The organism is Cellulomonas endometrii (assembly GCF_949769265.1).
Taxonomy (GTDB): domain Bacteria; phylum Actinomycetota; class Actinomycetes; order Actinomycetales; family Cellulomonadaceae; genus Cellulomonas; species Cellulomonas endometrii.
In genome coordinates, this window is record NZ_CATKPC010000027.1 from 1 (window position 1) to 25,427 (window position 25,427).

The following is a 25,427-nucleotide window of genomic DNA, read 5'->3' on the forward strand; positions in this document are numbered from 1 at the left end:
CGCGAGCGCCGACGTCGCGCACGGCGAGCCGATGCCGTCGCGGTTCGCCGCCGACGGCGAGGACCTGTCCCCCGCGCTGGAGTGGTCCGGGTTCCCCGAGGGCACGCGCTCGTTCGTGGTCAGCTGCTTCGACCCGGACGCCCCCACGCCGGCCGGGTTCTGGCACTGGACGGTCGTGGACGTGCCGGTGGGCACGACGTCGCTCCCCCGCGGCGCCGGCTCGGCGGACGGCGGCCTGCTGCCGCAGGGGGCGTTCCAGGTCCGCAACGACGGTGGGTCGATCGGCTACGCGGGCGCGGCACCGCCGCCCGGGGACCGCCCGCACCGGTACGTCTTCGCGGTGCACGCGCTCGACGTCGAGCACCTGGACGTCCCGCCGGACGCGACCCCGACCGCGGTGGCGTTCGCGGCGCTGTTCCACACGGTCGCGCGCGCGACCCTCGCCCCGACCTACGCCCTCTGACCTGCGCCCGCCGACCTGCGCCCGCCGACCCGGGCCTCAGCCCTCGGGCAGCCCCAGGTCCAGCACCATCCCGGTCGCCCCGGGCGCCACGTCGCGGAACCCGAGCGACTCGTACAGCGCCCGCCCGGGCGGGTCGGCGACGAGCGTGATGTAGGCGCCCCGGGGCGCCCGCGCCCGCACGTCGTCGAGCAGCCGGGTCAGGACCCGCCGGCCGAGCCCGCGGCGCTGGTGCGCGGGGTCGACGGCCATGTCCGCGACGAGGAAGTACCAGCCGCCGTCCCCCACCACGCGCCCCATCGCGACCACCGTCCCGTCGGCGGTCCGGACGTGGCACCACGACCAGCTCCCGGCGAGCGCCCCGTCGGCCTGCTCGGGCCGCTTGGGGGGCAGCCCGGAGTCGCGGCGCAGGCGCAGGTAGTCCGCGCGGGGCGGCGCCGCCGCGACGACCACGTACGGGTCGGCGGCGAACGGGTCGGCTGCGACGAGGCCTGAGGCGACGGGGTCGGCGACGGGCCCCGCGGGCGTCGGTTGGGTGGTCCCCCGCCCATCATGGCGCCCGGTGGGGCCGCGTCGGTGCAGGTGGGTAGCCTGCACCGCATGCCGTTGACGCTCGGGACCCTGACCTGGCTGCGCGCCGTCGACCGCCTCGACCTGCTCGCCGAGCCCACCGCCGCGGCGGTGTCGGGCTGGGCGGCGGTCGACCCCGCCGTGGCGGACGCGGTGCTCGTGACCGAGATCGACCCGGAGCTGGCGGACACGGCGGCGATGACGGAGGCGTACGACCTGCCGCTCGCCGTCTCCGCGAACTGCGTCCTGGTGTCCGGCCGGCGGGCCGGCGAGGAGCGGGTCGCGGCGGCCGTGGTGCGCGCGACGACGCGGGCCGACGTGAACAACGCCGTCAAGCGCCTGCTGGACGTCCGCAAGGCGTCGTTCCTGCCGATGGACCGCGCCGTCGAGGAGTCGGGCATGGAGTACGGCGGGATCACCCCGTTGGGCCTTCCGTCGGGCTACCGGGTGCTGCTGGACGCGTCGGTGGCGGCGGACGGGGAGGCGGGCGGCACGGTCGTCATCGGCTCGGGCCTGCGCCGGTCGAAGATCGCCCTGCCGGGGTCCGTGCTGGCGTCCGCGCCGGGCGTCGAGGTCGTCGAGGGCCTCGGCCTGGCCTGAGCCACCCGGGCCACCCGCGCCCGCGCCGCACCACCCGCGCCGCACCACCCGGGTCACGCCCCGGCGGGCACCCGCAGCCCGACCGCGGCGGCGGTGCGCAGGGCGACGGCGTCGAGGTGCTCGGCGCGGGACTCGACGACCCGCCGGTAGTGGCCGAACAGCTCGAAGCTGACGCACCCGAACAGCTCCGTCCACGCGTCGACGACGGCCAGCGGCAGCCGCGGGTCGACGCTCGCGGGGTCGGGCCGCCGCTCCTCCGGGTACCCGTCGAGGGCGTAGGCCAGCAGGGTGCGCGCGTCGTCCAGCAGGCCGGGCGGCACCGGGGCACCCGCGGCGGCCGGATCAGCCGCGCCGGACGTCCACGCGTCCACCGCGACGGTCGCGAGCAGCAGCGCGACCCGGGCGGCGGGCGCCGTGGTGTCCTCCGGAGCCTGGTAGCCGGGCACGGGCGAGCCGTAGATGAGGGCGTACTCGTGCGGCCGGGCGAGCGCCCAGGCGCGGACGCCCCGGTGCACCGCGAGCCACCGCCCCAGCAGGTCCTCGCGGGCGACGGCGGCCTCGGCCTGCGCGGCGGCGTCGCCCAGACCGGCGTACGCGTCGGTGATGAGGGCCGTCAGCAGCGCGTCCCGGTTGGGGAAGTACCGGTAGACCGCCGAGGGCGCCATCCCGAGGGTCCGGGTGACGGCGCGCACGGACAGGGCCGCCGCACCGACCTCGCCGAGCTGGGTCCGCGCGGCGTCGGTGATCTCGCGCAGGAGCTCCCGGCGGGCACGGGCACGGGCGCCCTCGCCGGGGGTGCTGGTGGTCATCGCCCCAGCCTCGCACCCGCGCCCGCCCGTCCCCGGCACGACACCCACCCTTGCATTCGAACGAGAACAGTGCTCACACTAGAGATCACTGTTCACACACTGCCCTCCGGGAGCGACCATGTCCACGTACCTCGTCGTCGGCGCCGGCCCGGTCGGGACCGCGCTCTCGCGGCTCCTCGCCGACCGCGGCGACACCGTCACGCTCGTCACCCGGTCCGGCCGGGGACCCGCGCAGCCGCGGATCACGCTCGTCGCCGCGGACGCGAGCGACCCCACCGCCCTCGGGCCGCTCGCCCGCGGGGCCGCGGCGGTGGTGAACTGCGCCAACCCCGGGACCTACATGGAGTGGGAGGCGCAGTGGCCTCCGCTCGCCGCCTCGCTCCTCGCGGCCGCGGAGGGCAGCGGCGCCGTCCTGGTCACGCTCAGCAACCTGTACGGCTACGGCCCGGTCGACGTGCCGATGACGCCGGACCTCCCGCTCGCCGCCACCGGCCACAAGGGCCGCCTGCGCGCCCGGATGTGGCAGGACGCGCTCGCCGCGCACGACGCGGGCCGGGTCCGGGCGACCGAGGTCCGGGCGGCGGACTACGTCGGCCCGACGGTCACCGCGGCGGGCGGCCTGCTGCGCCGGTACGCGGACGCGGCGCTGCGCGGGCGCACCGTGTGGTCGTTCGGCGACCCGGACGCGCCGCACTCCTTCTCCTTCGTCGACGACGTCGCCGGCCTGCTCGCCACCGCCGCGGACGACCCCCGCGCGTGGGGCCGCGCGTGGCACGTGCCCGGCGCGGAGCCCCGCTCGGTCCGGGAGGTGCTCGCCGACCTCACCGGTGCCGCGCCCGGCTCCCCGGGGACCGGACGGCCCCCGCGCGTCCGGCGGGTCCCGCGCGCCGCGCTCACCGCCCTGGCGCCGGTCGTCCCGCTGCTCCGCGAGCTCGGCGAGGTGCTGTGGCAGTTCGATCGCCCGTTCGTGCTCGACGCCACCGCCACCACCGCGGCCTTCGGGCAGACCGGGACCCCCTGGCCGCAGGTCGTCGCGGCGACCGCCCCGGCATGGGCCCCGGCCTGACCGGTCCCCGGCCCTCCGCCGCCGGCCGTCCTCGACGCGCGCCGCGACCGCCCCGCGACTAGCGTGACCTGCGCAACCGCGCTCCGGCGGCGTGGACCACCCCGGGGAGCGCGCAGGCCTCTGGCAGCGGGGCCACCGGGACTGCTGCGCGCAGGTGCGCGGCGCGAGGAAGGCCACCGATGCGAGCACCGAGCCCCCGTGGACCGCTCAGCGAGCGCGTGCTGGCCGCCCTGACGTCGGGGACGGTCGACCCGGGCCTGCCGGAGGCCGCTGCGCGGGCGGTGCGGGCCTCGGACGACCTGCTCACCGACGAGGACGTGCAGATCGCGCTGACCGCGCTCTACGAGCTGCACCACCAGGGCCTCGACGGCGTCGACGAGCGCTTGGAGTGGGACACGACGCTGCTGCGCACCCGTGCCGTCGTCGAGGAGCGCTTCGAGACGCAGCTGCGCGCCGAGGTCTCCGTGCCCGCGGACCTGGTGGCCGAGCTCGAGGCCCACGTCGCGTCGGAGGGCCTGGGGCCGGCCGTCGCGCGCGCCCTGTTCGACCTGACCGGCCGGGACGACGGCCCGAGCCTGTCGGCGTACGTGGCGCGCCGGGCGACCGACGAGCAGCTGCACGAGATGCTGATCCACCGGTCGGTCTACCAGCTCAAGGAGGCGGACCCGCACACCTGGGCGATCCCGCGCCTCGCGGGGGTGCCGAAGGCCGCGCTGGTCGAGATCCAGGCCGACGAGTACGGCGGCGGCCGCCCCGAGCGGATGCACGCGGCGCTGTTCGCCCGCACGATGCGGGGGCTCGGGCTGGACGACACGTACGGCCGCTACGTCGACGACGTGCCGGCCGTCACGCTGGCGTCGGTGAACATGATGATGATGTTCGGGCTGCACCGGCGGCTGCGCGGCTGCGTCGTCGGCCACCTCGCGGCGTTCGAGATGACGTCCTCGCAGCCGAACCGCCTGTACGGCAACGGGTTCCGCCGGCACGGGTACGACGCCGACGTGACGTGGTACTTCGACGAGCACGTCGAGGCCGACGCCGTGCACGAGCAGATCGCCGGGCGGGACCTCGCGGGCGGCCTGGTGGAGCAGCAGCCGGAGCTCCGTGACGACGTGCTCTTCGGCGCCGCGGCGTGCCTCGCGGTCGACGGCCGGGTCGGCGCGCACATCCTCGAGCGCTGGACCGCGGGCGAGTCGTCCCTGCGCCGGCCCGCGCCGGTCGGGAGCCCGGCGTGAGCCTCGCGGAGGCGGAGTACGTCCTGCCGCTGCGGTGGCAGGACGACCGCGGGCTGGCCGAGCTGGCCGGCTACCTCGAGCGGCTGGTCCGGTGGCTGCCCGTGACGGTGGTGGACGGCTCCGACCCCGACCGGTTCGCCGCGCACGCGCGCGCCTTCCCGCCGGCGGTGCGCCACGTGCGCCCGGACCCGTGGCCCGGCGGCAACGGGAAGGTCGCGGGCGTGGTGACGGGTCTGGCGCTCGCGACGGCCGAGCGGGTCGTGGTCGCCGACGACGACGTGCGGTACGACGCGGAGACGCTCCGTGCGGTGCTGGACCGGCTGGACCACGCCGACGTGGTGCGCCCGCAGAACGTGTTCGACCCGCTCCCCTGGCACGCGCGCTGGGACACGGCCCGCACGCTGCTCAACCGGGCGTTCGGCGCCGACTACCCGGGCACGCTCGCGCTGCGGCGCACGGCCCTGGGCCCGGACGGCTACGACGGCGACGTGCTGTTCGAGAACCTGGAGCTGCTCCGCACGGTCCGCGCGCGCGGACCGTGCGGAGCAGCTCCAGGTTCTCGAACAGCACGTCGCCGTCGTAGCCGTCCGGGCCCAGGGCCGTGCGCCGCAGCGCGAGCGTGCCCGGGTAGTCGGCGCCGAACGCCCGGTTGAGCAGCGTGCGGGCCGTGTCCCAGCGCGCGTGCCAGGGGAGCGGGTCGAACACGTTCTGCGGGCGCACCACGTCGGCGTGGTCCAGCCGGTCCAGCACCGCACGGAGCGTCTCCGCGTCGTACCGCACGTCGTCGTCGGCGACCACGACCCGCTCGGCCGTCGCGAGCGCCAGACCCGTCACCACGCCCGCGACCTTCCCGTTGCCGCCGGGCCACGGGTCCGGGCGCACGTGGCGCACCGCCGGCGGGAAGGCGCGCGCGTGCGCGGCGAACCGGTCGGGGTCGGAGCCGTCCACCACCGTCACGGGCAGCCACCGGACCAGCCGCTCGAGGTAGCCGGCCAGCTCGGCCAGCCCGCGGTCGTCCTGCCACCGCAGCGGCAGGACGTACTCCGCCTCCGCGAGGCTCACGCCGGGCTCCCGACCGGCGCGGGCCGGCGCAGGGACGACTCGCCCGCGGTCCAGCGCTCGAGGATGTGCGCGCCGACCCGGCCGTCGACCGCGAGGCACGCCGCGGCGCCGAAGAGCACGTCGTCACGGAGCTCCGGCTGCTGCTCCACCAGGCCGCCCGCGAGGTCCCGCCCGGCGATCTGCTCGTGCACGGCGTCGGCCTCGACGTGCTCGTCGAAGTACCACGTCACGTCGGCGTCGTACCCGTGCCGGCGGAACCCGTTGCCGTACAGGCGGTTCGGCTGCGAGGACGTCATCTCGAACGCCGCGAGGTGGCCGACGACGCAGCCGCGCAGCCGCCGGTGCAGCCCGAACATCATCATCATGTTCACCGACGCCAGCGTGACGGCCGGCACGTCGTCGACGTAGCGGCCGTACGTGTCGTCCAGCCCGAGCCCCCGCATCGTGCGGGCGAACAGCGCCGCGTGCATCCGCTCGGGGCGGCCGCCGCCGTACTCGTCGGCCTGGATCTCGACCAGCGCGGCCTTCGGCACCCCCGCGAGGCGCGGGATCGCCCAGGTGTGCGGGTCCGCCTCCTTGAGCTGGTAGACCGACCGGTGGATCAGCATCTCGTGCAGCTGCTCGTCGGTCGCCCGGCGCGCCACGTACGCCGACAGGCTCGGGCCGTCGTCCCGGCCGGTCAGGTCGAACAGGGCGCGCGCGACGGCCGGCCCCAGGCCCTCCGACGCGACGTGGGCCTCGAGCTCGGCCACCAGGTCCGCGGGCACGGAGACCTCGGCGCGCAGCTGCGTCTCGAAGCGCTCCTCGACGACGGCACGGGTGCGCAGCAGCGTCGTGTCCCACTCCAAGCGCTCGTCGACGCCGTCGAGGCCCTGGTGGTGCAGCTCGTAGAGCGCGGTCAGCGCGATCTGCACGTCCTCGTCGGTGAGCAGGTCGTCCGAGGCCCGCACCGCCCGCGCAGCGGCCTCCGGCAGGCCCGGGTCGACCGTCCCCGACGTCAGGGCGGCCAGCACGCGCTCGCTGAGCGGTCCACGGGGGCTCGGTGCTCGCATCGGTGGCCTTCCTCGCGCCGCGCACCTGCGCGCAGCAGTCCCGGTGGCCCCGCTGCCAGAGGCCTGCGCGCTCCCCGGGGTGGTCCACGCCGCCGGAGCGCGGTTGCGCAGGTCACGCTAGTCGCGGGGCGGTCGCGGCGCGCGTCGAGGACGGCCGGCGGCGGAGGGCCGGGGACCGGTCAGGCCGGGGCCCATGCCGGGGCGGTCGCCGCGACGACCTGCGGCCAGGGGGTCCCGGTCTGCCCGAAGGCCGCGGTGGTGGCGGTGGCGTCGAGCACGAACGGGCGATCGAACTGCCACAGCACCTCGCCGAGCTCGCGGAGCAGCGGGACGACCGGCGCCAGGGCGGTGAGCGCGGCGCGCGGGACCCGCCGGACGCGCGGGGGCCGTCCGGTCCCCGGGGAGCCGGGCGCGGCACCGGTGAGGTCGGCGAGCACCTCCCGGACCGAGCGGGGCTCCGCGCCGGGCACGTGCCACGCGCGGCCCCACGCGCGGGGGTCGTCCGCGGCGGTGGCGAGCAGGCCGGCGACGTCGTCGACGAAGGAGAAGGAGTGCGGCGCGTCCGGGTCGCCGAACGACCACACGGTGCGCCCGCGCAGCGCCGCGTCCGCGTACCGGCGCAGCAGGCCGCCCGCCGCGGTGACCGTCGGGCCGACGTAGTCCGCCGCCCGGACCTCGGTCGCCCGGACCCGGCCCGCGTCGTGCGCGGCGAGCGCGTCCTGCCACATCCGGGCGCGCAGGCGGCCCTTGTGGCCGGTGGCGGCGAGCGGGAGGTCCGGCGTCATCGGCACGTCGACCGGGCCGTAGCCGTACAGGTTGCTGAGCGTGACCAGGACGGCGCCGCTGCCCTCCGCGGCCGCGAGGAGCGAGGCGGCGAGCGGAGGCCACTGCGCCTCCCACTCCATGTAGGTCCCGGGGTTGGCGCAGTTCACCACCGCCGCGGCCCCGCGGGCGAGCGGCCCGAGGGCGGTGGGGTCGCTCGCGTCCGCGGCGACGAGCGTGATCCGCGGCTGCGCGGGTCCCCGGCCGGACCGGGTGACGAGCGTGACGGTGTCGCCGCGGTCGGCGAGGAGCCGCGAGAGCGCGGTCCCGACCGGGCCGGCGCCGACGACGAGGTACGTGGACATGGTCGCTCCCGGAGGGCAGTGTGTGAACAGTGATCTCTAGTGTGAGCACTGTTCTCGTTCGAATGCAAGGGTGGGTGTCGTGCCGGGGACGGGCGGGCGCGGGTGCGAGGCTGGGGCGATGACCACCAGCACCCCCGGCGAGGGCGCCCGTGCCCGTGCCCGCCGGGAGCTCCTGCGCGAGATCACCGACGCCGCGCGGACCCAGCTCGGCGAGGTCGGTGCGGCGGCCCTGTCCGTGCGCGCCGTCACCCGGACCCTCGGGATGGCGCCCTCGGCGGTCTACCGGTACTTCCCCAACCGGGACGCGCTGCTGACGGCCCTCATCACCGACGCGTACGCCGGTCTGGGCGACGCCGCCGCGCAGGCCGAGGCCGCCGTCGCCCGCGAGGACCTGCTGGGGCGGTGGCTCGCGGTGCACCGGGGCGTCCGCGCCTGGGCGCTCGCCCGGCCGCACGAGTACGCCCTCATCTACGGCTCGCCCGTGCCCGGCTACCAGGCTCCGGAGGACACCACGGCGCCCGCCGCCCGGGTCGCGCTGCTGCTCGCGACCGTCGCGGTGGACGCGTGGACGTCCGGCGCGGCTGATCCGGCCGCCGCGGGTGCCCCGGTGCCGCCCGGCCTGCTGGACGACGCGCGCACCCTGCTGGCCTACGCCCTCGACGGGTACCCGGAGGAGCGGCGGCCCGACCCCGCGAGCGTCGACCCGCGGCTGCCGCTGGCCGTCGTCGACGCGTGGACGGAGCTGTTCGGGTGCGTCAGCTTCGAGCTGTTCGGCCACTACCGGCGGGTCGTCGAGTCCCGCGCCGAGCACCTCGACGCCGTCGCCCTGCGCACCGCCGCCGCGGTCGGGCTGCGGGTGCCCGCCGGGGCGTGACCCGGGTGGTGCGGCGCGGGTGGTGCGGCGCGGGCGCGGGTGGCCCGGGTGGCTCAGGCCAGGCCGAGGCCCTCGACGACCTCGACGCCCGGCGCGGACGCCAGCACGGACCCCGGCAGGGCGATCTTCGACCGGCGCAGGCCCGAGCCGATGACGACCGTGCCGCCCGCCTCCCCGTCCGCCGCCACCGACGCGTCCAGCAGCACCCGGTAGCCCGACGGAAGGCCCAACGGGGTGATCCCGCCGTACTCCATGCCCGACTCCTCGACGGCGCGGTCCATCGGCAGGAACGACGCCTTGCGGACGTCCAGCAGGCGCTTGACGGCGTTGTTCACGTCGGCCCGCGTCGTCGCGCGCACCACGGCCGCCGCGACCCGCTCCTCGCCGGCCCGCCGGCCGGACACCAGGACGCAGTTCGCGGAGACGGCGAGCGGCAGGTCGTACGCCTCCGTCATCGCCGCCGTGTCCGCCAGCTCCGGGTCGATCTCGGTCACGAGCACCGCGTCCGCCACGGCGGGGTCGACCGCCGCCCAGCCCGACACCGCCGCGGCGGTGGGCTCGGCGAGCAGGTCGAGGCGGTCGACGGCGCGCAGCCAGGTCAGGGTCCCGAGCGTCAACGGCATGCGGTGCAGGCTACCCACCTGCACCGACGCGGCCCCACCGGGCGCCATGATGGGCGGGGGACCACCCAACCGACGCCCGCGGGGCCCGTCGCCGACCCCGTCGCCTCAGGCCTCGTCGCAGCCGACCCGTTCGCCGCCGACCCGTACGTGGTCGTCGCGGCGGCGCCGCCCCGCGCGGACTACCTGCGCCTGCGCCGCGACTCCGGGCTGCCCCCCAAGCGGCCCGAGCAGGCCGACGGGGCGCTCGCCGGGAGCTGGTCGTGGTGCCACGTCCGGACCGCCGACGGGACGGTGGTCGCGATGGGGCGCGTGGTGGGGGACGGCGGCTGGTACTTCCTCGTCGCGGACATGGCCGTCGACCCCGCGCACCAGCGCCGCGGGCTCGGCCGGCGGGTCCTGACCCGGCTGCTCGACGACGTGCGGGCGCGGGCGCCCCGGGGCGCCTACATCACGCTCGTCGCCGACCCGCCCGGGCGGGCGCTGTACGAGTCGCTCGGGTTCCGCGACGTGGCGCCCGGGGCGACCGGGATGGTGCTGGACCTGGGGCTGCCCGAGGGCTGAGGCCCGGGTCGGCGGGCGCAGGTCGGCGGGCGCAGGTCAGAGGGCGTAGGTCGGGGCGAGGGTCGCGCGCGCGACCGTGTGGAACAGCGCCGCGAACGCCACCGCGGTCGGGGTCGCGTCCGGCGGGACGTCCAGGTGCTCGACGTCGAGCGCGTGCACCGCGAAGACGTACCGGTGCGGGCGGTCCCCGGGCGGCGGTGCCGCGCCCGCGTAGCCGATCGACCCACCGTCGTTGCGGACCTGGAACGCCCCCTGCGGCAGCAGGCCGCCGTCCGCCGAGCCGGCGCCGCGGGGGAGCGACGTCGTGCCCACCGGCACGTCCACGACCGTCCAGTGCCAGAACCCGGCCGGCGTGGGGGCGTCCGGGTCGAAGCAGCTGACCACGAACGAGCGCGTGCCCTCGGGGAACCCGGACCACTCCAGCGCGGGGGACAGGTCCTCGCCGTCGGCGGCGAACCGCGACGGCATCGGCTCGCCGTGCGCGACGTCGGCGCTCGCGAGGTCGAAGGCCGCGACGGACGGCAGGAGCGCATAGGGCTCCGGGGCGACGGGGCGGGTCAGCGAGACGGGCATGGTCCTCCTCCTGGTGGGCGCGGGCGGGCCGTTCCGGCGAGCCGTCCGGGCGGGTCGTGCCCCGTCATCATGCCCCGGGCCGACGGGGTCCGCAGCGGGCCCGAGCGACGCGCCGGGGGTCGTCCACAGGCCGGGTGCCGCCGGATTGACGGGGGCGGGAGTGTCAGCGTCTACTGGCACAATCGAACACGTGTTCGAACGATGCAGCGAGAGGGTGTGGGGGCGGTGAGCCAGGAGGAACGGATCGCCCGGGCGCGGGCCGCCCTCGCGCACGCCGAGCTGCGGACCGGAGCGCGCAGTCTCGCACGCCATGCCGACAGCGGACGGACCGCACCCGCACCCGCACCCGCTCCTGACGTCCGCGGTCCGGCACCGCGCACGGAGCGCGTCCCGCACGCCGCCCGCCCCGCCGGCGGCCGTGCCGCGGTGCCGGCGTCAGCCCCGTCACCGGTCCCGGTGGTGGCGGGCAGCGCGGCGCTCGCGGTCGTCGGGTCCCCGGCCGGCACGGTCGCCGCGCCCGAGGTGCTCAGCGGTCCGGTCGCCGTCCCGGACCTGCCCGACCGCGCCCCGGAGCGTCCGTCCCGGCCGGCGCCCCCGCGCGGCCCCCGGCTGCTCACCGACCGCCCGCCGCTCGCCGTCCCACCCGCCCTGACCCCGCTGCTGCCCGACGGGCTGCGGCGGGGCAGCACCACCGCGGTGCTCGGCTCGACCTCCCTCGTGCTCGCGATGATCGCCGCCGCCTGCACCGCCCGGGAGGCGTGGGCGGCCGTCGTCGGCCAGCCCAGCCTCGGCCTGCTGGCGGCCGCGCAGACCGGCGTCGCCCTGGGGCGGCTCGCCGTGGTGCCGCCCCCCGGGGTGGACGCGCCGACGGTGATCGCCGCGCTGCTCGACGGGATCGACGTCGTGGTGGTCGGCCCCGGGGCCCACCTGTCGGACGCCGACCGCCGACGCCTCATGGCGCGGGCCCGCGACCGCGGCTCCGTGCTGCTGTCCACCGCGCCCTGGTCCGGCGCGGGCACCGTGCTGACCGTCGAGGGCGGCCGGTGGACCGGCGTCGGGGACGGCGACGGACGCCTGCGCGCGCACGAGCTCCACCTCACCCGCACCGGCCGCGGCAGCGCTGGTCAGGCGCAGGACCTGCGGGTCGTGCTGCCGCTCGACCCGTCGACCGACCCCTACGGGCTGCCGCCGCAGGACCAGCCCGTGACGCCCGGGCTGAGGCTCGTCGGATGAGCACGCGGACCACCGTCGTCTGGGTGCCGGACTGGCCGGTCGTCGCCGCGGTGCGCGCCGCCGAGGTGCCGCCGCACCTGCCCGCGGCCGTGCAGTCCGGTGCCCGGCTCACGGCCGTCTCGGCGCTCGCCCGGTCCCAGGGCGTGCGCCGTGGGATGCGCCGGCGGCAGGCGCAGGGCGTGTGCCCCGAGCTCGTCCTGCTGCCCGTCGACGACGACCGCGACGCCCGTCTGTTCGAGCCCGTGGCCGTCGCCACCGAGGCCGTCGTCGCCGGGATCGAGGTCGCCCGCCCGGGCCTGCTCCTGCTGCCCGCGGGCGGGGCGGCGCGGTTCCACGGCACGGAGGAGGCGCTGGCCGAGCGGCTGGTGTCCGTGGTGGCCGAGCGCACCGGCCACGAGTGCCAGGTCGGCACCGCCGACGGGCTGCTGGCCGCGATCCTCGCCGCCCGCACGGACGAGGTCGTGCCGCCCGGAGGGTCGCCGGCGTTCCTCGCCCCCCGGGACATCGACGACCTCACGCCCGCCGCCGTGCACGACGACGCCGCCCGCGCCGTCGCGGACCTGGTGGACCTGCTGCGCCGGCTCGGCCTGCGCCGCCTGGGGGACCTCGCCGCCCTGAGCGGCGGGGACGTGCACGCCCGGTTCGGCGCCTGGGGCACCTGGGCGTGGACGCTCGTCCGCGGCGAGGACCTGCGGCCACCCGCTCGCCGGCGCCCCGAGACGGACCTGGAGGTCGCCACCGAGCTCGACCCGCCCGCGCACCGGGTCGACGTCGCGACGTTCGCCGGCCGCCGGCTCGCCGAGGAGCTGCACACCCTGCTCACCGAGCAGTCCGTCGCCTGCGCGCGGCTGCGCATCACCGCCCGCACCGACGAGGGCACCGAGCTGACCCGCGCCTGGCGCACCGACATGGGCGGCCTCGGCGGGCTGTCCGCCGCCCGGATCACCGACCGCATCCGCTGGCAGCTGGAGGGCTGGCTGACCGCCGTCGCCGTCGAGCGCGGCAACGGAAACGGAAACGGCGGCGGCGAGCCGGAGGACCACGCCGAGCCGGTGGGCCTCGTCTCCCTGGCGATCACCGCCGAGGACGTCGCTCCCGCCGGTGCCGAGCAGGGACGGCTGTGGGGCGGCCCCTCCGGCGGCGACCTGCGTGCGCACCGGGCGCTCGACCGGGTGCAGGGGCTGCTCGGCGGCGACGGCGTGCTCACCGCGGCACTGCAGGGTGGCCGGGACGTCCGCGACCAGGTGCACCTGCAGCCGTGGGGGGCGCAGGCCGCCGCCCCGCGCCCCGTCGACCGGCCGTGGCCCGGCCACCTCCCGTCGCCCGCACCCGCCACCGTGCCCGCCCGTCCGGCCCCGGTGGAGGTGCTGGACGCGACCGGGCTGCCCGTGCGGTTCGATGCGCGGTTCACCATGAGCGGCGTCCCCGCGCGGGTGCGCACCCCCGCGAGCGACCGCCGCCCGGCCACCGAGCACCCCGTCGCCGGCTGGGCGGGACCCTGGCCGCTGGCCGAGCGCTGGTGGTCGCCCGACGACGCCCGGGTGCGCGTGCACCTGCAGGTCACGCTCGGCGACGGCCGGGCCCTGCTGCTCGCCTGCCGGCCCGACGGCTGGACCTGCGAGGCCGTCTATGACTGACACCCCCCGCTACGCGGAGCTGCACGCGCACTCGGCGTTCAGCTTCCTCGACGGCGCCAGCCAGCCCGAGGAGCTCGCGGCCGAGGCGTACCGGCTCGGGCTCAGCGCGCTCGGCCTCACCGACCACGACGGCCTGTACGGCGTCGTCCGGTTCTCCGAGGCGGCGCGCGAGGTCGGCCTGCCCACCGTGTTCGGCGCCGAGCTGCACCTGCCCGTCCCCGGTGTCGGCGGCCCCGACGTGCTCGACCCCCCGACGGGCGTGCCCGACCCCCGGGCCGTGCACCTGCCCGTCATCGCCCGCGGACCCGACGGGTACCGGGCGCTGTCCCGGACCATCGCCGAGGCGCACCTGGCCACCGGCACGAAGGGTGCCGCCGCGTACCGGCTCGAGGAGCTCGCCGAGCAGGCCGCCGGCCGGTGGCTCGTCCTCACCGGCTGCCGGAAGGGACCCGTCCGCCGGGCGCTCACCGACGACGGCCGGCAGCCCGGCGTGACCACCGCCGGGGTCGGCCGGGCGCGCACCGAGCTCGACCGCCTCGTCGCGCTGTTCGGCCGGGACAACGTCGCCGTGGAGGTCACGCAGACCGGCAGCCCGTTCGACTCCGAGACCGCCGACGCGCTGGCGGCGCTCGCACGGGACGCCGGCCTGCCGCTGGTCGCCACCGGCAACGTCCACTACGCCACCCCGCGGGACGCCGACCTGGCGATGGCACTGGCCGCCGTGCGCGCCCGGTCCTCGATGGAGGACCTCGACGGCTGGCTGCCCGGCGCGCCGACCGCGCACCTGCACTCGGCCGCGGAGATGCTGCACCGGCACCGCCGGCACCCGTACGCCGTCGCGAACGCCGCCGCGCTCGGTGACGAGTCCGCCTTCGACCTGCACCTGGTCGCGCCGCAGCTGCCGCCGTACCCGGTGCCGCCGGGGCACACCGAGGCCACCTGGCTGCGCGAGCTCGTCCGCCGCGGCGCCCTCGAGTGCTACGGGCCGCCGGAGGACGAGCGGGTGCCCGGCGCCTACGCCCAGCTCGAGCACGAGCTGCGGGTGATCGAGGAGCTCGGCTTCCCCGGGTACTTCCTGGTCGTCTACGACCTGGTCGACTTCTGCCACCGCAACGGCATCCTCGCGCAGGGCCGCGGGTCCGCCGCCAACTCCGCCGTCTGCTACGCCCTCAAGGTCACCGCCGTCGACGCCGTCAAGCACGGCCTGCTGTTCGAGCGGTTCCTCGCCCCCGAGCGCGACGGGCCGCCGGACATCGACGTCGACATCGAGTCCGGCCGCCGCGAGGAGGTCATCCAGTACGTCTACGCCAAGCACGGGCGCACCCACGCCGCGCAGGTCGCGAACGTCATCTCCTACCGGGCCCGGTCCGCGGTCCGCGACGCCGCGCGCGCCCTCGGGTACGACGTCGGGCAGCAGGACGCCTGGAGCAAGTCCATCGAGCGGTGGGGGACCCTGCGCGGACCGCAGCCGACGAAGCCGTGGTGGTCCGGCAACCGCGACGGCGACCCGCCGACGACACCCACCGCGACGCCCACCCCGCCCACCCGCCCACGCAGTCCACCGGACCGGCCGACCTCCACCCGGCCGACCCTGCCCGGGCAGCAGCGCGACCCCGAGGGGGTGGTCTGGGGCTGGCACCACGAGCCGCCGCCCCCCGCGCCCCGCCGCCCCGCCGGCGCCGCGGACACCGACGGCCGGGCCGGTGAGCCGACCGCCGACCGGCACGACGTCGTCCCCGCGCACCGCCCGCCGCCCGCCAGCGACCTCGACGAGATCCCCGACCAGGTGATCGACCTCGCCGACCGGTTCCTGCGCCTGCCCCGGCACCTCGGCATCCACTCCGGCGGCATGGTCATGTGCGACCGGCCCGTCATCGAGGTGTGCCCCGTCGAGTGGGCGCGCATGGAGGGCCGCACCGTCCTGCAGTGGGACAAGGACGACTGCGCCGACGCCGGACTGGTGAAGTTCGACCTGCTGGGCCTCGGCATGCTCACGGCCCTGCGGCTGGCGTTCGACGAGGTGGTCCGGCACGGCGGCCCCCGCCTGGACCTGCACGGCCTGCCCGACGAGGACCCGCTCGTCTACGACCTGCTGTGCGCGGCCGACACCGTCGGCGTGTTCCAGGTCGAGTCGCGGGCCCAGATGGGCACCCTGCCGCGCCTGCAGCCGCGGAGCTTCTACGGCATCGTCGTCGAGGTCGCGCTCATCCGGCCGGGGCCCATCCAGGGCGGGTCGGTGCACCCCTACATCGAGCGGTACCAGGGGCGGCAGGCCATCACCTACCCGCACCCGAAGCTCGAGAAGTCCCTGCAGCGCACCCTCGGCGTGCCGCTGTTCCAGGAGCAGCTCATGCAGATGGCCATCGACGTCGCGGACTTCACGCCCGCCGAGGCCGACCAGCTCCGCCGGGCCATGGGCTCGAAGCGCAGCGTCGAGAAGATGGAGGCGCTGCGTGCCCGGCTGATGACCGGCATGACCCGCAACGGCCTGCCGGAGGAGGTCCGCGAGGAGGTCTTCGAGAAGCTCAAGGCCTTCGCCGACTTCGGGTTCCCCGAGTCGCACGCCTACTCCTTCGCCTTCCTGGTCTACGCCAGCGCGTGGCTCAAGGTGCACCACCCCGCCGCGTTCTACGCCGGGCTGCTCGCCGCGCAGCCCATGGGGTTCTACTCGCCGCAGTCCCTGGTCGCCGACGCCCGCCGGCACGGCATCGAGGTGCTGCGCCCCGACGTGCAGCGGTCCGGCGTGCAGGCCGTCGTCGAGCGCGTGGCGCCCGAGCCGCCCGGCGGGGAGCCGCTCCTGGAGCCGCGGCCGTCCGGCACCGCCCCCGTGCCGCCGGTGCCTCCCGTGCCATCGACGCCCGGTGGGCGCCTGGACCGCGGCGACGCCCCCGCACGGTCGCTGGCCGTGCGCGTCGGGCTGGCGTCGGTCCGGAACGTGGGGGAGAAGGTGGCCGAGCGGCTGGTGGCCGAGCGGGACGCGCACGGGCCGTTCGTCGACCTGCGGGACCTCGTGCGGCGCGTCGAGCTCAGCACCACCCAGCTCGAGGCGCTCGCCACCGGCGGCGCGCTGGAGTCGCTCGGCGTGACCCGGCGGGAGGCGCTGTGGGCGGCGGGGGCGCTCGCCCAGGAGGGGCCGGACACCCTGCCGGGGGTCTCCGTCGGTGTGCGCGCCCCGACCCTGCCCGGGATGAGCCCCGTCGAGCTCGCCGTCGCCGACGTGTGGGCCACCGGCGTCACCGTCGACTCCTACCCGACCCAGTACGTGCGCGACGGGCTGGACGCCGCCGGGGTGCTGCGCGTCGAGCAGGCGTTCCGGCACGAGGCCGGCCGACGCGTCGCCGTGGCAGGTGTCGTCACCCACCGCCAGCGGCCGGGCACCGCGGGCGGCGTCACGTTCCTGTCGCTGGAGGACGAGACCGGGCTGCTCAACATCGTGTGCAGCACCGGGCTCTGGCAGCGGTTCCGGAAGGTCGCCCGCACGTCCCGGGCGCTCGTGGTGCGCGGGCGGCTGGAACGGGCCGACGGGGCCACCAACCTCGTCGCCGAGCACCTGACCCCGATGTCGCTCAAGGTCGCCACCACGTCCCGGGACTTCCAGTGACGGGCACCGGCGCCGCCCCGGACCGGCTCGGCTGCGACCGACCTACACTGCGACGATGCCCCTCCTCGGCCCGCTCGTCGCCTACCTGCCCACCCCGCGCGGCCCCGAGGGCGACGTGCGCACCGAGCCGCTCGAGGAGCTCGCGGACCGCGCGATCCGGGCCGGCGTCTCAGGGATCGCCGTGCTCGGCAGCACCGGCGGGTACCCGTACCTCACCGCCCCCGAGCGGACCCGGGTGGTCGAGGCGGCCGTCGCCGTCGCCGACGGCCGGGTGCCGGTCGTCGCCGGCGTCGGGGCGTTCACCACCGACGAGGTCGTCATGCACACGATCGTCGCCGAGCGCGCCGGGTCCGCGGCCGTGCTCCTGCCGACGCTGGCCTACCTGCCGCTCACCGACGCCGAGGTGCTGGACCTCGTCGAGGAGGTCGCCGACGCCGCGCAGGTCCCGGTGTGGATCTACCACAACCCCGTGAGCACGAGCTTCCGGTACTCCGTCGACGCCCTTGCCCGCGCGGCGGCCGTCCCCGGCGTCGGCGGCGTGAAGGACCGGGGGAGCGACGCCGCCGAGCTGCGCGACCGGGTCCGAGCCCTCAGCGCCGCCGTCCCCGAGCACGTCGAGATCGGCTGCAGCGGCGACGTCCTCGGCGTCGAGGGCCTGCTCGCGGGTGCGCGCACCTGGCACTCCGGCCTGGCCAGCGTGCTGCCCGACTGGTACGTCGCCGTCGCGACGGCGGCAGCGCAGGGCCGCGCCGACGACGCGGGCGCGCTGATGTCCCGGCTCGCGCCGTTCGCCGAGCGCGTCGCGGCGCTGGGTGGCCCGCGTGCCGTGCATGCCGTCGCGCGGCTCGTCGGCGTCGACGTCGGCGTCCTGCCCGCACCGCTGCGCCCCGTCGACCGTGACGGTGTCGCGGCGCTCGACGAGGCGCTGACCACGCTCGGGACGCCCACGGCCTAGCCCCCCGGGGCGGACGGCCAGGGCCACCCCGCCCGTCCGTCAGCCCGGCACCACCGCCGCGATCGCACTCACCTCGATCAGGGCCCCGGGCACCCCGAGCCCCGCGACCCGCGCGGCCGACACGAGCGGCGGCGCCCCGGGTCCGGCGAGCCGCGGTGCGATCGCCCCGTAGGCCGCACCGAGGTCGGCGTCCTGGACCAGCAGCACGGTCCACTGCACGACGTCCGCGAGCGTCGCACCGGCGGCCTCGAGGGCGGTGGCGGCGTTCTCGATCGCGCGGACGGACTGCTCGGCGACGTCGTCCGAGACGACGGCCCCCGTGGCGTCGACGCCGTTCTGGCCGCCGACGTAGATGGTCGTCGCACCCGCGGGCACGACGGCGACATGGCTGAACGCCGGGCTCTGGACGAGCCCGGCCGGCTGCAGTCGAGTGATCTCCATCACGCCACCGTTCCACGCACCGCTGACACGCACCAGGTGCCGTCTCCGGCGTCGGCACCCCCGGGGACGCCCCCTCAGGCCCCCGCCGCCGCGCCGTCCTCGTCGACGGGCTCGACGTCCTCCGTGGCCTCCTCGGGGTCCATCGGCGGGTCCAGCTGGTGGAACCGCGAGTAGATCGCCCAGGCCACGGAGACGAGCGGCACGGCGATGACCGCGCCGAGGATGCCGGCGGTCAGCGTGCCGCCGGCGACGGCGAGCGCGACGACGACCGGGTGCAGGGACACCTGCTTGCCCATGACCATCGGCTGCAGGACGTGGCCCTCGAACTGACCGATCAGCGCGATCCCGGCGCCCACGAGGGCGGCCTGCAGCGGGCCGTTGGCCGCGAGGGCCACGATCATCGCGATGACCATCGCGGCGGGGGCGCCGATCAGCGGGATGAACGCGCCGATCAGCACCAGGACGGCCAGCGGCGCGGCGAGCGGCACCCCGATGATCGACAGGAGGATGAACGCCAGCAGCCCGTCGGTGACGGCGATGATGACGATGCCCCGCGTGTACCCGGAGAAGGTGTACCAGCCGGCTCCGCCGGCGGTCTTCCAGGAGTCGCGCGCCGACGTGGGGAGCTGGTTGACGAACCAGGTCCACATCTCCGACCCGCGCGCGAGGAAGAACACCGCGCAGAAGACCGCCAGCGCCAGGGCGGTGAACACCTCGACGACCGATCCCGCCGACTCCGCGGCCTGCCCGGCGAGGTCGCCGGCGTGCTGCTGCAGCCACTCCCGGCCCGTGTCGATCCACTCGGCGATCTGCTCGTTGGTGATCGACACGGGCAGCGGGCCGTGCTCGAGCCAGTCGACGATCTGGTCGATGCCGTCGCCGAACTGCTCGGACAGGTTCTGCCACTGGTTCGCGACGGAGTAGCCGACGTAGAACACCATGCCGGCCAGCACCAGGAACCCCGACAGGAGCCCGAGCGCGGTGGCGAGCCCCCGGGGCATGACGCGGGCGTAGAGGTCCACGACCGGCCGGAGCACGGCGGTGAACACGAACCCGATGAACACCGCGACGAACAGCAGCTGCACCTGCGCGGTCCCGTAGAACACGACGCCGACGCCGGCGAGCAGCACGAGCAGCCGCCACGTCACACCCGCCGACGTGCGCAGCCACCGGGGGACGCCGTCGTCGGTGCCGGGCCCGGGTGCGCCCCGTCGCTGACCGGCGACCCGGCGCGGTGCGGCTCCCACCGGGGCGGTCGGCCGTCCGGTGCCCGTGCGGTCGGACCCGTACCGGTCGGCGCCCACGTTCTGGTCAGCCATCCGCGCACCACCTCCGGGCCGTTCACGTCTCCCGCGGGCTCACGGCGCCCGGGGTCGTCGCCAGTCTGCTCTCACCTGCGGATGCATGCTCGGGCGCCACTCCGTGCTAAGTTCTCTTCCGCACCTGACGGGTCGTCGGGGCGCCGGTGTGCGCCTCGGAGGACGGTCGGGAGACACCCTGTCCGGGTGGCGGAATGGCAGACGCGCTAGCTTGAGGTGCTAGTGCCCGAAAGGGCGTGGGGGTTCAAGTCCCCCTCCGGACACTCGTTGAGACAGCGACGAACGAACCCCCGGTCAGCGGCAACGCGGACCGGGGGTTCGCTCGTTCCGGCTGTCCCGAGGGCCGGCCGGCCCGGGGCTCGCGCTGCCGCGCTCCGGCCGCGACGATGGTCGCGTGCCTCGAGCCGAGAAGGTCGTCGAGCTCCCCGGGGTGTCGGTGTGCGCCGACGTCACGGGCCCGCCGGGCGCGCCGGTGCTGCTGCTGGCGCACGGCGCCGCCTGCTCGCTCGACGCGTGGCCGGACGGGCTGGTCGAGCGGCTCGCGCGGGACCGTCGCGTGATCCGGTTCGACTGGCGGGACACGGGCAGGTCGACCACGTGGCCGGTGGGGCGGCCGGGCTACGGGCTGCCGGACTTGGTGGGCGACGTCGTCGGGCTCCTGGACGCGGAGGGGGTCGCCGGGGCGCACCTGGTCGGGCTGTCGATGGGCGGGTCCGTGGCGCAGCTCGTCGCGCTGGACCACCCCGGCCGCGTGCTGAGCCTCACGCTGCTCAGCTGCACGCCGGGTGCGCCGGGCCAGGAGGCGGACGACCTGCCGGGTCCCGCGGCCGACGCGTTCGCCGCCGGGCCGCCGGAGCCCGACTGGTCCGACCCGGCCGCCGTGGCGGCGTACCTCGTGGAGGAGGAGCGGGCGTACCAGCGGGGCGGCTTCGAGCCCGACGTGCAGCGGGACGTGGCGGAGCGCACGGTCGCCCGCGCGACCGACCTCCGCGCCCGGACGAACCACTACGTCATGGCTCCGGGCCCGGCCTGGCGCCACCGGCTGGGCGGGATCGCGGCGCCGGCGCTGGTCGTGCACGGTGCCGACGACCCGTTCTTCCCGCTGCCGCACGGGCGCGCCCTCGCCGCCGAGATCCCGGGCGCGGACCTGCTCGTCGTCCCGGGCGCGGGCCACGGGGTGCCGCCCCGGCGGGTCTGGCCCGTGCTGGTCGACCGGGTGCTGGCCCACACGGCACGGGCAGCGCAGCGCGAGCGACGAGGACGATGAGCTCGGGCGGCCTCGGAGCCACGGGGACGGGACCGGGTCACCTCAGCCGTCGACGCGGGACAGCCCGTCGGCGACCGTGGCCGTGGCGTGGCCGAGCGGGATCCGGATGTGCCGCTCCCACCCGTTCGTCGCGGAGAACGAGGGGCCCGGCACGAGCAGGACGCCCCGTCGGCGGTAGCGGGCGCACAGCGCGACGGCGTCGGTGCCCGTGTCGACCCACAGGCCGACGCCGCCGGTGGGCGTGCGCCAGCGCCAGGCGGGACGGAGGCGGTGCAGCAGAGGCTCCACCTCCTGCAGCGACTGCGTGAGCTGGCGGCGTCGCGCGTCGACCCAGCCGTCCGCGTCGGCGAGCAGGCGGGTCGCGACGAGCTGGTCCACGGGCGCGCCGGCCAGGTCGACGCCCTGGCGGATCCGGGTCAGCCTGCGCACCGTCGACTCCGCCGACCGCACCCAGCCGACCCGCAGGCCGCCCCACAGCAGCTTGGACGCGGTGCCGATCACGATCCCGCCGACGCCCGGTACGTCCGCGACGAGCGGTCGCGGGGACAGCGCCGGGTCGAGCAGCAGGTCCTCGGCGCACCGGTCCTCGACGACGACGGCGCCGTGCCGGACCGCGAGCTCGGCGAGGCGCCGGCGTCGTGCCGGAGGCATCGACGTCCCCGTCGGGTTGTGGGCGACCGGCTGCACGTAGATCGCGCGGTACCTCCCGCGCGCCAGCAGGCGCTCGACGTGGTCGACGTCGATGCCGTCGTCGCGCACCGGCACGGTCGTCAGGCGCGCTCCGCACGCGGCGAACGCCTCGATCGCACCGCGGTAGCTGGGGTCCTCGACGAGGATCTGGTCGCCGGGGCTGACCAGCAGACGCGCGACCAGCCAGACCGCCTGCTGCGCACCCGAGGTGACCAGCACCTGCTCCGGAGTCGTCGGCAGCCCCGAGGCGGTCGTCCGGCGCGCGACGACCGCGCGCAGCTCGGGCAGCCCGCCCGGCAGGTACCCGTCGGTCGCGACGACACGGGCCAGGTCGTCCTCGGAGAGCCGGCCGTACTCGCGCGCCACCGCGGGGAGCCCGGCGAGCGCCCCGGAGGACAGGTCGACCACCCCGGCGTCCCGGTCGGAGAAGCTGGTCATCCGGCCGGCGTCGGCGCGCGTCGCCGACGCCGAGCCCGCCCGCCGCACCCGGGAGCCGGACCCCTGCCGGGTCTCCAGGACGCCCGCCGACTGCAGGCGCTCGTAGGCCTCGGTGACCGTGGAGCGGGACACCCCCAGCACGCTCGCGAGTGCGCGCTGCGGCGGGAGCACGGTGCCGTCCGGCAGCGCGTTCGCCACGACGAGGTCCTCGATGGCACCGCCGAGCAGGGCGGGCAGCGACTCGCCCTCGTCGTCCGCCCAGCCGCTGATCAGGCGTGCGAGCTGCGCGGCCTCGACCGGCGTCCGGGGTGCCACGGCTCGTCCCGCCTCTCTGCGCTGCGTCGTCCCCAACGGGGCCCAGCCTAGGAGCGCGCCGGCAGCCGGCCCCAGGCCACCCGGGCCCGATTGGCCTGGTGGCGCGTGCCCCCGTGGCTGGACGCTGACGGCACCATCGACGTCGATGGCTGGGAAGAAGGGTGGTCCACGATGACGACAGTCGTCCTGGTCGGCGCGCTCGACACGAAGCGCGACGACTACCTCTGGCTGCGCGATCAGCTGCACGGGCTCGGCCTGCGCACCGTGCTCGTCGACGTGGGGACGTTCTCCGAGGGGGACGACGCCGACGTCACCCCCGCGGACGTGGCGCGAGCGGCGGGCTCGGACCTGGCCCGGCTCCGGGCGGACCAGGACCGGGGCGCGGCCATGACCGTGCTGGGCGCGGGGGCCGCGGTCGTGGCCCGCCGGCTCTACGACGAGGGCCGCCTCGACGCCGTCCTGGCAGCGGCGGGGTCGGGCGGCTCGTCGGTGGCGGCGCAGGCGATGCAGGCGCTGCCGGTCGGCGTGCCGAAGCTGCTGGTGTCCACCATGACCTCCGGCGACGTGTCCCCGTACGTCGGGGCGACCGACGTCACGATGATGTACTCGGTCGCCGACGTGGCCGGGATCAACTCGGTCTCGCGCGTCGTGCTGGGCAACGCCGTCGCGGCGGCCGCGGCGATGGCCCAGGCGCACCGCGACCGCGTCGAGCACCCGGCCCCCGCGGAGGACAAGCCGCTCGTCGGCGCCACGATGTTCGGCCTGACCACACCCGCGGTCGAGGAGGCGAAGGCCCGGCTGGAGGAGCTCGGGTACGAGGTGGTCGTGTTCCACGCGACGGGCTCGGGCGGACGTGCCATGGAGGCGCTCGTCGACGGGGGCTTCCTCGCGGGCGTGCTGGACCTGACCACCACCGAGCTCGCCGACGAGCTGTGCGGCGGGGTCCTCACGGCCGGGCCCGACCGCCTGGAGGCCGCGGGCCGGCACGGGGTGCCCCAGCTGGTCTCGCTCGGCGCGCTCGACATGGTCAACTTCGGTGGCCGCGCGACCGTGCCGGAGCGGTACGAGGGCCGCACGTTCCTCGTGCACAACCCGACCGTGACGCTCATGCGCACGACCGCCGCCGAGCTGGCGGAGCTCGGGTCGCTGATCGCGACGAAGCTCCGGGCCGCGACCGGTCCGACGCTGGTCCTCGTCCCGCGGCGCGGGCTGTCCGGCATCGACGTCGAGGGCGGCCCGTTCTTCGACCCCGCCGCCGACCGGGCCGCCGTCACGGCGCTCGAGGACGGGCTCGCGGGCTCCGGCGTCGAGGTCCAGGAGCTCGACCTGGCCATCAACGACCCGGGCTTCGGCCGTTCGGCCGCGGACGCCCTGCACCGGCTCATCCGGACCACGCCCGCCGGCACGGCGGGGCACGACGAAGGGAAGCGCTGACCATGAACCGCACCACCGCCCTGGAACGACTGCGCGCGACCGTGGCAGCGGGCCGACCGATCATCGGCGGCGGCGCCGGCACGGGCCTGTCCGCCAAGTCGGCCGAGGCCGGCGGCATCGACCTGCTGATCATCTACAACTCCGGGCGCTACCGGATGGCGGGGCGGGGCTCGCTGGCCGGGCTGCTGTCCTACGGCGACGCGAACCAGATCGTCGTCGACATGGCGGCCGAGGTGCTGCCCGTCGTCCGGGACACCCCGGTGCTCGCGGGCGTGAACGGGACGGACCCCTTCCGGCTGATGGGCCCCTTCCTCGACGAGCTGCGGCGGCTCGGCTTCACCGGCGTGCAGAACTTCCCGACGGTCGGCCTGATCGACGGGGTGTTCCGCGCGAACCTGGAGGAGACCGGCATGGGCTACGGCCTCGAGGTCGACATGATCCGCACGGCGCACGAGCGCGACCTGCTCACGGCGCCGTACGTCTTCGACCCCGACCAGGCCGTGGCGATGGCCGAGGCCGGCGCGGACGTCCTCGTCCCGCACATGGGCCTGACGACCAGCGGCACGATCGGCGCCCGGACGGCGCTCACGCTCGAGGAGTCCGTGGTGCGCGTGCAGGAGATGGCCGACGCCGCGAAGCGGGTCAACCCGGACGTCCTGGTGCTGTGCCACGGCGGACCGATCGCCGAGCCGCAGGACGCGCAGTACGTGCTGGAGCACACCGAGGGAGTCGTCGGGTTCTTCGGTGCCTCGTCGATCGAGCGGCTGCCCACCGAGGTGGCGATCCGCGAGCAGACCGAGAAGTTCAAGGCGCTCACCTTCTGACCCCGGACGGCCGCGCCCGCCCTGACCGGCGCGGCCGTCCGGACCCACCCCCTCCTACGTCAACGAGGACGACACATGACCAAGCTCCGTGAACTCGTACCCCTCGCCCTGTCCGTCGGCGTCCTGGCCGGCATCTGGACCCAGGTCAGCTCCGAGCTGGGCTGGGTGACCTGGGTGGGCTTCCTGTCCTGGGCGGCCTACTTCGCCGCGGGCGCCGGGCACGACGGCCTCCGCAGGACCGTGCCCGCCACCCTCGCCGGCGCGGTCGTCGGCTGGCTGATCGTCGAGCTGTCGGGGGTGCTGTCGTTCCCGGGGGGTCTCGCCCTCGCGGTCGCCCTCGGCGCGTTCGTGATGTGCGTGCAGGCCGGGTGGGGTGTCCTCGGTTTCGTGCCCGGCGCGTTCATCGGGTGCTCGGCGTACTTCGGCACCGCGTTCGACTTCTGGCCCACCGTGCTGGCACTCGTCGCCGGCGCGGTGCTGGGCTGGGCGTCGTACTGGGGCGGGCAGTGGCTGGGCCGTGGGGGGCGCCGGCCGGCGCGGACGGCGGAGAACGACCTCGTCGAGGCGTGATCAGCGGCCCGCACGGAGACCGATGGGGAGGGCCCGACGCGGGGGCCGTCCGGACGGGGGTGGCCCGGCGACACCGCCGTCCGGGGGTCAG

Annotated in this window: 24 protein-coding genes, 1 tRNA gene and 1 pseudogene; 16 read left to right on the forward strand and 10 right to left on the reverse strand. The window is 76.7% G+C overall.

Features of this window, described 5'->3' with window-relative positions:
• A partial coding sequence (locus QNH85_RS18830) for a YbhB/YbcL family Raf kinase inhibitor-like protein (protein ID WP_282948869.1) occupies positions 1–463 on the forward strand: 463 nt, incomplete at its 5' end.
• 36 nt (positions 464–499) lie between these two features.
• On the opposite strand, the gene QNH85_RS18835 is transcribed toward QNH85_RS18830, so the two are convergent.
• Positions 500–1,057, reverse strand: coding sequence for a GNAT family N-acetyltransferase (locus QNH85_RS18835; RefSeq protein WP_346016348.1), 558 nt, complete (start codon positions 1,055–1,057; stop codon positions 500–502).
• Positions 1,058–1,060: 3 nt separating this feature from the next.
• Between QNH85_RS18835 and QNH85_RS18840 the strand changes: the two genes are divergently transcribed.
• On the forward strand, positions 1,061–1,630 hold the full coding sequence (locus QNH85_RS18840; RefSeq protein WP_282948870.1) for a YbaK/EbsC family protein: 570 nt from the start codon (positions 1,061–1,063) through the stop codon (positions 1,628–1,630).
• Positions 1,631–1,683: 53 nt separating this feature from the next.
• Here the strand turns inward: QNH85_RS18840 and QNH85_RS18845 are convergent, their stop codons facing one another.
• The gene (locus QNH85_RS18845) at positions 1,684–2,439 is read right to left on the reverse strand and encodes a TetR/AcrR family transcriptional regulator (protein WP_282948872.1); all 756 of its coding nucleotides are present in this window, start codon (positions 2,437–2,439) and stop codon (positions 1,684–1,686) included.
• Between the two features lie 118 nt (positions 2,440–2,557).
• On the opposite strand from QNH85_RS18845, the gene QNH85_RS18850 reads away from it, so the two are divergent.
• The 3 genes and pseudogenes from QNH85_RS18850 to QNH85_RS18860 all read left to right on the forward strand — a co-directional run.
• On the forward strand, positions 2,558–3,505 hold the full coding sequence (locus QNH85_RS18850) for an NAD-dependent epimerase/dehydratase family protein (protein WP_282948874.1): 948 nt from the start codon (positions 2,558–2,560) through the stop codon (positions 3,503–3,505).
• 179 nt (positions 3,506–3,684) lie between these two features.
• Complete coding sequence (locus QNH85_RS18855; RefSeq protein WP_282948876.1) at positions 3,685–4,740, forward strand: iron-containing redox enzyme family protein; 1,056 nt, start codon at positions 3,685–3,687, stop codon at positions 4,738–4,740.
• Between the two features lie 110 nt (positions 4,741–4,850).
• Positions 4,851–5,087, forward strand: a pseudogene (locus tag QNH85_RS18860) (glycosyltransferase); the annotation flags it as partial.
• A gap of 58 nt (positions 5,088–5,145) precedes the next feature.
• Here QNH85_RS18860 and QNH85_RS18865 read toward each other — a convergent pair.
• From QNH85_RS18865 to QNH85_RS18875, 3 genes are all read right to left on the reverse strand, one after another.
• Positions 5,146–5,802 (reverse strand): glycosyltransferase family 2 protein, encoded by a 657-nt coding sequence (locus tag QNH85_RS18865; RefSeq protein ID WP_282948878.1) that lies wholly within the window; start codon positions 5,800–5,802, stop codon positions 5,146–5,148.
• Positions 5,799–6,854: an iron-containing redox enzyme family protein gene (locus QNH85_RS18870; RefSeq protein WP_282948876.1), complete on the reverse strand. Its 1,056-nt coding sequence runs from the start codon at positions 6,852–6,854 to the stop codon at positions 5,799–5,801. Before QNH85_RS18870 ends, QNH85_RS18865 begins: the two co-directional genes overlap by 4 nt.
• Positions 6,855–7,033: 179 nt before the next feature.
• Positions 7,034–7,981, reverse strand: coding sequence for an NAD-dependent epimerase/dehydratase family protein (locus tag QNH85_RS18875; protein WP_282948874.1), 948 nt, complete (start codon positions 7,979–7,981; stop codon positions 7,034–7,036).
• A gap of 118 nt (positions 7,982–8,099) precedes the next feature.
• On the opposite strand from QNH85_RS18875, the gene QNH85_RS18880 reads away from it, so the two are divergent.
• Complete coding sequence (locus QNH85_RS18880; RefSeq protein ID WP_282948872.1) at positions 8,100–8,855, forward strand: TetR/AcrR family transcriptional regulator; 756 nt, start codon at positions 8,100–8,102, stop codon at positions 8,853–8,855.
• A gap of 53 nt (positions 8,856–8,908) precedes the next feature.
• Here QNH85_RS18880 and QNH85_RS18885 read toward each other — a convergent pair whose 3' ends face one another.
• Positions 8,909–9,478: a YbaK/EbsC family protein gene (locus QNH85_RS18885; protein WP_282948870.1), complete on the reverse strand. Its 570-nt coding sequence runs from the start codon at positions 9,476–9,478 to the stop codon at positions 8,909–8,911.
• A 3-nt stretch (positions 9,479–9,481) separates the two neighbouring features.
• Between QNH85_RS18885 and QNH85_RS18890 the strand changes: the two genes are divergently transcribed.
• Entirely contained in the window at positions 9,482–10,039 is a 558-nt protein-coding gene (locus tag QNH85_RS18890) for a GNAT family N-acetyltransferase (protein WP_346016348.1), read from the forward strand.
• Positions 10,040–10,075: 36 nt separating this feature from the next.
• Here QNH85_RS18890 and QNH85_RS18895 read toward each other — a convergent pair whose 3' ends face one another.
• Complete coding sequence (locus QNH85_RS18895) at positions 10,076–10,612, reverse strand: YbhB/YbcL family Raf kinase inhibitor-like protein (protein WP_282948880.1); 537 nt, start codon at positions 10,610–10,612, stop codon at positions 10,076–10,078.
• 459 nt (positions 10,613–11,071) lie between these two features.
• On the opposite strand from QNH85_RS18895, the gene QNH85_RS18900 reads away from it, so the two are divergent.
• The 4 genes from QNH85_RS18900 to QNH85_RS18915 are packed head-to-tail and all read left to right on the forward strand — an operon-like array spanning position 11,072 to position 18,038.
• Entirely contained in the window at positions 11,072–11,845 is a 774-nt protein-coding gene (locus QNH85_RS18900) for a hypothetical protein (protein ID WP_282948882.1), read from the forward strand.
• Positions 11,842–13,482 (forward strand): DNA polymerase Y family protein, encoded by a 1,641-nt coding sequence (locus QNH85_RS18905; RefSeq protein WP_282948884.1) that lies wholly within the window; start codon positions 11,842–11,844, stop codon positions 13,480–13,482. Before QNH85_RS18900 ends, QNH85_RS18905 begins: the two co-directional genes overlap by 4 nt.
• Entirely contained in the window at positions 13,475–17,083 is a 3,609-nt protein-coding gene (locus QNH85_RS18910; RefSeq protein WP_282948886.1) for an error-prone DNA polymerase, read from the forward strand. The genes QNH85_RS18905 and QNH85_RS18910 overlap by 8 nt, the downstream gene beginning before the upstream one ends.
• 55 nt (positions 17,084–17,138) lie before the next feature.
• On the forward strand, positions 17,139–18,038 hold the full coding sequence (locus QNH85_RS18915) for a dihydrodipicolinate synthase family protein (RefSeq protein WP_282948888.1): 900 nt from the start codon (positions 17,139–17,141) through the stop codon (positions 18,036–18,038).
• A 39-nt stretch (positions 18,039–18,077) separates the two neighbouring features.
• Here the strand turns inward: QNH85_RS18915 and QNH85_RS18920 are convergent, their stop codons facing one another.
• Together QNH85_RS18920 and QNH85_RS18925 are read right to left on the reverse strand one after the other, a co-directional pair.
• A complete protein-coding gene (locus tag QNH85_RS18920) occupies positions 18,078–18,479 on the reverse strand; it encodes a RidA family protein (RefSeq protein WP_213283341.1) in 402 nt (133 codons plus the stop codon).
• A 74-nt stretch (positions 18,480–18,553) separates the two neighbouring features.
• Entirely contained in the window at positions 18,554–19,798 is a 1,245-nt protein-coding gene (locus QNH85_RS18925; RefSeq protein ID WP_282948891.1) for an AI-2E family transporter, read from the reverse strand.
• 180 nt (positions 19,799–19,978) lie between these two features.
• On the opposite strand from QNH85_RS18925, the gene QNH85_RS18930 reads away from it, so the two are divergent.
• A tRNA-Leu gene (locus QNH85_RS18930) sits at positions 19,979–20,061 on the forward strand.
• A 131-nt stretch (positions 20,062–20,192) separates the two neighbouring features.
• Positions 20,193–21,065, forward strand: coding sequence for an alpha/beta fold hydrolase (locus QNH85_RS18935; protein WP_282948892.1), 873 nt, complete (start codon positions 20,193–20,195; stop codon positions 21,063–21,065).
• Between the two features lie 42 nt (positions 21,066–21,107).
• Here QNH85_RS18935 and QNH85_RS18940 read toward each other — a convergent pair whose 3' ends face one another.
• Complete coding sequence (locus tag QNH85_RS18940) at positions 21,108–22,508, reverse strand: aminotransferase-like domain-containing protein (protein ID WP_282948894.1); 1,401 nt, start codon at positions 22,506–22,508, stop codon at positions 21,108–21,110.
• A 171-nt stretch (positions 22,509–22,679) separates the two neighbouring features.
• Here QNH85_RS18940 and QNH85_RS18945 point away from each other — a divergent pair, with 171 nt between their 5' ends.
• The 3 genes from QNH85_RS18945 (at position 22,680) to QNH85_RS18955 (ending at position 25,336) form a co-directional block, all read left to right on the forward strand.
• On the forward strand, positions 22,680–23,942 hold the full coding sequence (locus QNH85_RS18945) for a Tm-1-like ATP-binding domain-containing protein (RefSeq protein ID WP_282948896.1): 1,263 nt from the start codon (positions 22,680–22,682) through the stop codon (positions 23,940–23,942).
• A 2-nt stretch (positions 23,943–23,944) separates the two neighbouring features.
• Positions 23,945–24,766 (forward strand): phosphoenolpyruvate hydrolase family protein, encoded by an 822-nt coding sequence (locus tag QNH85_RS18950; RefSeq protein WP_282948898.1) that lies wholly within the window; start codon positions 23,945–23,947, stop codon positions 24,764–24,766.
• A gap of 75 nt (positions 24,767–24,841) precedes the next feature.
• Positions 24,842–25,336, forward strand: coding sequence for a DUF1097 domain-containing protein (locus QNH85_RS18955; RefSeq protein ID WP_282948900.1), 495 nt, complete (start codon positions 24,842–24,844; stop codon positions 25,334–25,336).
• Positions 25,337–25,427 lie beyond the last annotated feature (91 nt).